This is a genomic window from Priestia sp. 10L35 (assembly GCF_056395685.1).
Window position 1 is genome coordinate 1 of sequence record NZ_JBFTKA010000067.1, and the last position, 386, is coordinate 386.

Here is a 386-nt window from a genome sequence, read left to right on the forward strand (position 1 = left end):
CTAGTGCCAAGGCATTCACCGTGCGCCCTTTCTAACTTAACCATTAGCGAATAAATGGTACAACATAATGTTGTGTTATTTATTGATTTGATTAAAGAAAAGTTTCACTTTTCCTCAGCAATTACTGTTATCTAGTTTTCAAAGAACAAAACAACTGACTTCAATCACATCATGATAAACATCACTGTGATATCTACGTGCAGTTTTGCGCCGAGTAATCGCAGGCGCAATTATTAATGAGAGATTAAACTCTCAAAACTGAACAAAGTGTCAAAACGTACGTCATGTAAAAATCCTTAGAAAGGAGGTGATCCAGCCGCACCTTCCGATACGGCTACCTTGTTACGACTTCACCCCAATCATCTGTCCCACCTTAGGCGGCTAGC

General features: G+C 39.9%; 1 rRNA gene. It reads right to left on the reverse strand.

Annotated features, from left to right (window positions below):
- Positions 1–300 precede the first annotated feature (300 nt).
- Positions 301–386: ribosomal RNA gene (locus AC1DEF_RS29370) — 16S ribosomal RNA — on the reverse strand; the annotation flags it as partial.